This window comes from Barnesiella sp. CU968 (assembly GCF_905219685.1).
Lineage (GTDB): Bacteria > Bacteroidota > Bacteroidia > Bacteroidales > Muribaculaceae > Lepagella > Lepagella muris_A.
Genome location: NZ_CAJMXD010000142.1, coordinates 1 through 6970, shown reverse-complemented (window position 1 = coordinate 6970; position 6970 = coordinate 1). Strand labels below are relative to the sequence as shown.

General features: G+C 47.2%; 4 protein-coding genes. 1 reads left to right on the top strand and 3 read right to left on the bottom strand.

What is annotated here, in order from left to right; translation table 11 throughout:
• Positions 1-69 precede the first annotated feature (69 nt).
• The 3 genes from JX312_RS06995 to recJ all read right to left on the bottom strand — a co-directional run bounded on the left by JX312_RS06995 (position 70) and on the right by recJ (position 5714).
• Positions 70-618 carry a DUF3332 domain-containing protein gene (locus JX312_RS06995; RefSeq protein ID WP_123404258.1) on the bottom strand — a complete coding sequence of 183 codons (549 nt, stop codon included), beginning with the start codon at positions 616-618 and terminating at the stop codon, positions 70-72.
• Between the two features lie 1414 nt (positions 619-2032).
• The gene (locus JX312_RS06985; RefSeq protein ID WP_204457504.1) at positions 2033-3940 is read right to left on the bottom strand and encodes an ATP-dependent DNA helicase RecQ; all 1908 of its coding nucleotides are present in this window, start codon (positions 3938-3940) and stop codon (positions 2033-2035) included.
• Between the two features lie 34 nt (positions 3941-3974).
• The gene (gene recJ, locus JX312_RS06980) at positions 3975-5714 is read right to left on the bottom strand and encodes a single-stranded-DNA-specific exonuclease RecJ (protein WP_123404252.1); all 1740 of its coding nucleotides are present in this window, start codon (positions 5712-5714) and stop codon (positions 3975-3977) included.
• Between the two features lie 115 nt (positions 5715-5829).
• Between recJ and JX312_RS06975 the strand changes: the two genes are divergently transcribed.
• Positions 5830-6970: MATE family efflux transporter (locus tag JX312_RS06975; RefSeq protein ID WP_204457503.1), on the top strand; the 1141-nt coding region annotated here is incomplete at its 3' end.

The following is a 6970-nucleotide window of genomic DNA, read 5'->3' as shown; positions in this document are numbered from 1 at the left end:
ATCTTAAATCACCACTCATTTATATTAACAAACAAACAGACCGTTTTGATTGCCCTCAACTGATTTTTTTTATTTGCTGGCAAGAGGCATCAGTCCGGTTTCAGCTACATATGCCATCATGCCCTGCTCGGAAAGATCAACAAGCATCATGTCGCCATCAGGCTTGATCATACGCACATGACTGTCGTCCACGAACGTCATGAAAGGAACCAGTTCTCCCTCGGCACCCTCGAATGCCCAGGTCTGGGATTCCTCTATAAACTCAAGACGGGTCTTTTCTCCGGTTTCCGCATGCGTCACCGTGTAACCTTTGCCATCGCAGTCTATCAGATAACGGCCGTGATCAGTATCAACAGCCTTTACTGAAGCTGTCATCGGATTTGTGCCACTCCAGAATTCTATGGAATTTATCACCAGGAGATCTGCTATACTGGTCACTTCATATACGGGAAGAATCCAAAACGCGAAAAATACAAGCTCGTTGACGAATTTATTGCCTACCTGCTTGTTCCAGGAAAGCACCTTGTTAGTCATTGCAAACGAACCGATACATGACGTGAAAGCCATCGAGGAGCCGGCAAGAAGAATTGCCGCTACCGCTATCTTATACTTCTTCATATTTAGTTTAGTTGATATCAGTTTGTAAATTTAGTAAAAAAATCCGGCATTCCATACTTTTATCTCAGGGAAATGACAATGAAACGATAATCATGAGTAATCATGAGTTCATATCCCGAGTTCAATGTCCTCCGGATTATCCAGAGCTTCTTACCCCGGAGTCCGGCAACGGTGCGCCAAACGATGAGGAATACCCGTCATTATGTCCTGACTGTCCGGCTGTCAGCTGTGAGGCAAGTTTGACCACATGATTGTAATTACCGAAATTCAGCCCGTCTATTGTCTTCATGAGATTTCGCGATTTTTTTATTCTGGCATCGGCTTTCTCCACATCGTCAAACAATGATATGGAAACGGATCCGCATGGCACTATTCTCGACAGCACCACCCCGGCTCTCTTGTATCTGACTCCAGGTGCGAATATCTTTTCAAGACATTTCACGGCAGCCGATGTCAACTCGGCTGCATCGTCAATCGGATCAGTAAAAACCACTGTCGCTTCCGGAGCCTGATAACCTCGTTCTGTATGAAACCTGTTGGTTCGCAAAAAAACTTTCAGTTCTCCGCAGACTCCGTCCATCGCCCTCAACCGACGTGACACATGGGCGCAATAAATGGCTATTCGAGCCCTCAGATAGTCAAAATCATCTATATCTTCCGGAAATGTCCGGGTCTCGCTGATGGAATCCTGCATCTTTCGTGACACATAGTCAAGCTCTATACAAGACTCTCCGTGAAGTTCACGCCAGCTGCGTTCTCCATGAACTCCCATCTCTGATCTGACCCAGACAAGAGGCTTACGGTATAAATCTCCGATTGTAAACACTCCTTTTGCATACAGCCGTTTTGACAGACGACGACCCACTCCCCACAGCTCCCCTATCCCCAAAGTATCAAGCAAAGCCTCAAGACGATCCCCCTCAGCGCCTGTCACAACTTTTTCGCCTCGCTTCTTTCCCGTTTCCGCCGCAATCTTTGCAAGTGTCTTTGTCGACGCAAACCCGAGCGTCACCGGTATGCGTTCCTCTTTCCAGCATGCCTCACATATGGCATTGCCTATTTCCGTAATCATTGCATCGGGAATACCGGACATATCCAGAAACGACTCATCTACAGAATAGTCGATAGTGAATGGGACAAACCGCCGGAAAATATCATGCACTTTCAGACTCTTTTCCCGATACAGACGATGATTGCCTGAGTACGCGACAATCTTACCTGAATATATCAGATCTCGGATCTCGTATGCCGTCTTCTGCTTGAAAACACCCATTTTCTTCGACTCATTACTGCGTGCTACCACACAACCGTCATTATTCGACAGCACGACCATAGCCACACCGTCAAGCGAGGGATCTATCGACCGCTCGCATGACACAAAGAAATTATTGCAATCCGCCAATCCTATCATAATCTATCTTCGATATCGGTAAAGACCGTCTTCAAGTATCACGAAACCCTCGCCGCAAAGATAAGAAAGATATTCGGAAAGCTGCGACGGAACAATTCTGAGGTCACGTCCCATTATCCTTATATCCGCACCGCCGGGTCTGGATCTGATATATTCCACAATCCGGGCAAGCCGGTTTTCCTCTTTTCCGCCTGAACGCTGATTTCTTCCGCGACAAATGTCGCAACGTCCGCAATCCTTGCCGTCTTGCTCTCCAAAATATTCCAGCAGAATCTTCTCCCTGCATTTCCCTTTGCCGAAACCATAATCTATCATTGCCTCGGTGCGCTCGCTTATCACTTTTTTCCGATCTTCATATATATCCTTACCTATCATGACATATCGCTTGTCTTCTCGTGCGGTAGGGAAGTAAATATAAGGAGAACGGGAACGCGGCACATAACTCAAGACCTTGCGCCTGCCCAATTCCAGAAGAGATTCATAGACGCTCCGCTCGTCTATTCCTGACTCCCGCGATATCACCCGTTCGTCGATATAGACATATTCGGCAAAAAGACCTGAATAAAGACGGAGTATTCTTGTCAATACGAGGTCCGCGTCTGCCGACAGACGGTCTACATGATACAACTCTTCTCGCGTGCAGGTCATCATCACCCGGGAACGGTGCTCTGTCTCCTCAAGATATTCAAGATAACCAGCCTGCCCCAGAAGATGCAGACAAGCCAGACACCTGCGTCTCTGATAGCTGAAAACCTCACAAAAACGCTCTACATCAAATTCGGCAAGTTTCTCATATCCTTCATCCATAGAGACATGAAGATAATTGCATACCCGTTCGTAAAGCAGCTTTATTTCTTCTCTCGGCGGGAAAGTCTCTGTAACTCTGCGTCTCAGCAGACCGGAATCCGCACGAGATGTGAGTAGAACTACATATGACTTTTTCCCGTCTCGTCCGGCCCTGCCTGCCTCCTGATAATATTCTTCGAGAGACGGGGGCATGTCGAAATGAATCACAACCCTTACATCCGGTTTGTCGATACCCATGCCGAAAGCATTGGTGGCGACCATCACACGCACGCCGCTGCGCTGCCACTCGTTCTGGCGTTCTTCTTTAAGAGATATGTCAAGTCCGGCATGATAATAGGTAGAAGAAATACCCGCGGAACTCAGATATTCCGCAATCTCGCGCGTGCGCTTTCTGCTTCTTACATATACGATAGCCGAACCCTCTGTGCGGCTGAGTATATGAAATATCTCATATATCTTTGTTTCTGTATTCCTTACAATATAATTCAGATTGGAACGGGAAAAACTCATGCGGAAGAGTGCGGCATCCTTCATCTCAAGCTGACGCAATATATCTGACTCTACATGTGGAGTCGCAGTAGCTGTCAGTGCCAGCACATTCACTTTTGGAAAAATCTTCCGCAACGAACGGATATTCAGATATGACGGACGGAAATCATATCCCCACTGTGAAATGCAATGCGCTTCATCCACTACGATCAGCGAGACTTCCGTCATTCTCAGCTCCTGAATGAAACGCTGGTTGCGAAGACGCTCTGGAGAGACATACAACAGTTTCGCTCCCCCGTTAATAAGTTTCTCTCTTGCGATCTTGGATTCTCTTGCCGTCATGCCTGAATGAAGGTATACCGCCTTGACTCTCCGCCTTTTCAGATTGTCGACCTGATCTTTCATCAGTGAGATCAACGGCGTCACCACAACCGTAAGTCCTGGCAACGCCATAGCCGGGACCTGGAATGTTATAGACTTTCCTCCACCCGTCGGCATAAGCCCCAGTGTGTCACGCCCGGATAGGACAGACATGATGATATCTTCCTGCAACGGACGGAATGACTCGTATCCCCAGTGTTTTTTGAGAATATTGCGGATAACAGTGGAATCCATTTACCATGTTGGTTAAGATGTGACTGACGGCTTGCTATTTTTTATCTGACGAGGGGCGGATATCGCGGATCATCAGCTGTATGGAATCCGGATTGTTCGAGCGTTTCGTCTGCTCGATCGTATAGCAGATGTCAATAGGACGGTGAGAATGGATATGCTCGAAATATTGTGACATGTTGAACGCTATGGCGTTTATGACATGACTCGTGCTGTTGTCTTCAAGCTCGAGTTTGATATGCTCAAGATTCTTGCCTACAAGTTTACTCGTTCCGAAATCGAAGACATTGCGGGAACAGAACACCGGCTTCTGGTTTCCGGGACCGAAAGGATTGAATTTCTTAAGATATGACACAAGTTCCGGTGTGATGTCTGCAAATTCTATCTCTGCGTCTATATCAAGTTGCGGCGACAGCTGGTTGGGCTGGATATTGGATGACACATACTCTTCAAACCTCCTGCTGAACTCGGCGATATTCTCCTCTTTCATCGAAAGTCCCACCGCATATGTGTGACCTCCGAAATTTTCAAGAAGATCACGCGTCGAATTAACTGCCGAATATATGTCGAAACCCTGTACAGACCGCGATGACCCGGTTGCCATTCCATTGGAATAGGTCAGTACCACAGCCGGTTTGTAATAAAGTTCCGTAAGACGGGAGGCGACGATACCGATGATACCTTTGTGCCAGTCCTTATTATAGATTACTATGGATCTCTTGCCCTGGACTATTCCGACATTATTTTCGATAAGACGGTTGGCCTCCTGTGTAATCTGTTTGTCAAGTTCTTTCCTGTCGCGGTTATATTGATCGATATCCTTCCCTTTCTCATAAGCGTCATGCAGATCGCGGCTTACAAGAAGATCAACAGCCTCCACACCGCTCTGCATTCGTCCTGACGCATTGATGCGCGGACCTATCTTGAATATGACATCACTGATCGTTATGTCTTTGTTGGTCAGTTTGCACAGACGTATTATGCTGCGCAGACCAAGGTTAGGGTTGGAGTTCAGACGGCGGAGACCATAATGCGCCATAACGCGGTTCTCCCCTACTATGGGAACGATGTCGGCGGCAATACTCACAGCCACGAGGTCAAGAAGAGAATCAAGCTCATTGTGATTGGAAAGTCCATTGCTCATGGCGAATGCCTGCATGAACTTGAACCCCACCCCGCAACCGCTGAGATAAGGACACGGATATGTGGAATCAGGCATCTTGGGATTCAGAATCGCAGCGGCGTCAGGAAGTTCATCGTCAGGCATATGATGATCACAAATAATGAAATCAACACCCTTTTTCTTCGCGTAGGCAATCTCCTCGATTGCCTTTATACCGCAATCAAGCACGATGACAAGCTTCACGCCATTATCGGCGGCGTAGTCTATGCTTTTCATTGAAATGCCGTATCCCTCTTCATATCGTGTGGGAATGTAGTATTCCACATTCGAGTAGTAATTCTGGAGATACTTGTAGACCAAAGCTACGGCTGTGACTCCGTCAACATCATAATCTCCATAAATCATGATACGTTCTTTGGCACCCATGGCTTTGTTGAGACGGTTGACCGCCTTGTCCATGTCGTTCATCAGAAACGGGTCATGCAGATGCGATAATGCCGGAGAAAAGAAACAGTCGGCACCTTCCGCAGTAGTGACACCACGGCGTATCAGAAGTTCTGCCACAACGGGGCTGTCGCCGACATGACTCGCCAACACCTCCGCCTCTCGCTTCTCCTGATGCGTCAAAGGCTGATAATTCCATTTTCCTGTCATTGTGTATCTCCTCCTACATTAATTGTTCATACAAAATTAACGAAATATTTCGGAAGGAACAAATATCATTCTTCCTTTATTGTTATCTTTAACTCTTATTATTAATTTTGCATGCGTGAAAAAAACAGGATACACACAGATTGACCGCACCATCTTGCGGCTTGCGTTGCCGGCTATTGCGAGTAATATAACAGTTCCCTTGCTGGGACTCTGCGACACTGCAATAACCGGACACCTCGGCAGTGGCATTTTCCTGGCTGCTGTCGCCGCAGGCGGCACAATCTTCAACGTCATTCTGTGGCTATGCGGTTTTCTGAGAATGGGCACCACAGGACTGACCGCAGAAGCGTATGGTTCCCGGAATCCCGAAAGATGCAAAACTGTTTTCTGGCGTGCCGTGTCAATGGCGTTTCTTCTTGGAATTGTCATTGTTGTCGTCCGCAATCCCTTGTTACAACTTTTTCTCGGCATCATCGATCCGAGTGCCGAGGCAACAGACGCAGCATCCATGTATTTCAGAATATGCGTTTGGGGAATCCCTCCGCTGCTTGTGACTCTGTCGATAAACGGCTGGTTTATCGGAATGCAGGACACTGTTCGCCCGATGGCAATATCGGTGGCAATGAACATACTGAATATATCAGCAAGCATAATAGCCGTTTACGTATTCAATGCCGGATTTGCAGGTGTCGCTTTCGGCACTCTTGCCGCAAACTGGACAGGACTTTTTCTTGCCATCGGCATTGTGGCATCATATTCACGCAAAGTTCCCTTGACACCGGATTTCAGGCAAATCATCAAAGGCGGAGGATTTGGGAAATTTTTCCGCGTCAGCTCAGACCTGTTTCTGCGCTCGGCATGCATTATGGGTGTTTCTCTTTCAGTCACGGCAATCGGGGCAAGAATGGGCGACATGACAATGGCTGTAAACACTGTCATGCTTCAGTTTTTTCTGTTCTTCTCATATTTCATGGACGGCTTTTCATTCGCCGGCGAGGCCCTTATAGGCAAAAACGCAGGGGCACTCGATTTCAATTCATTACGTCATGTCGGAAGACGTCTGCTTCATTGGTCGGCATTTATGGCTATGGCATTTCTGATTGTCTACACATTCGGCTCGTCATTGATAACAGACATGATTACTGATGTGGAAAATGTCAGAGAGGGAGTCTGGAGCATGCGCTTCTTTATATGGCTGTTGCCTCCGGTGGCTGTATGGGCTTTCATTTATGACGGTTTTTTCATAGGATTGACAG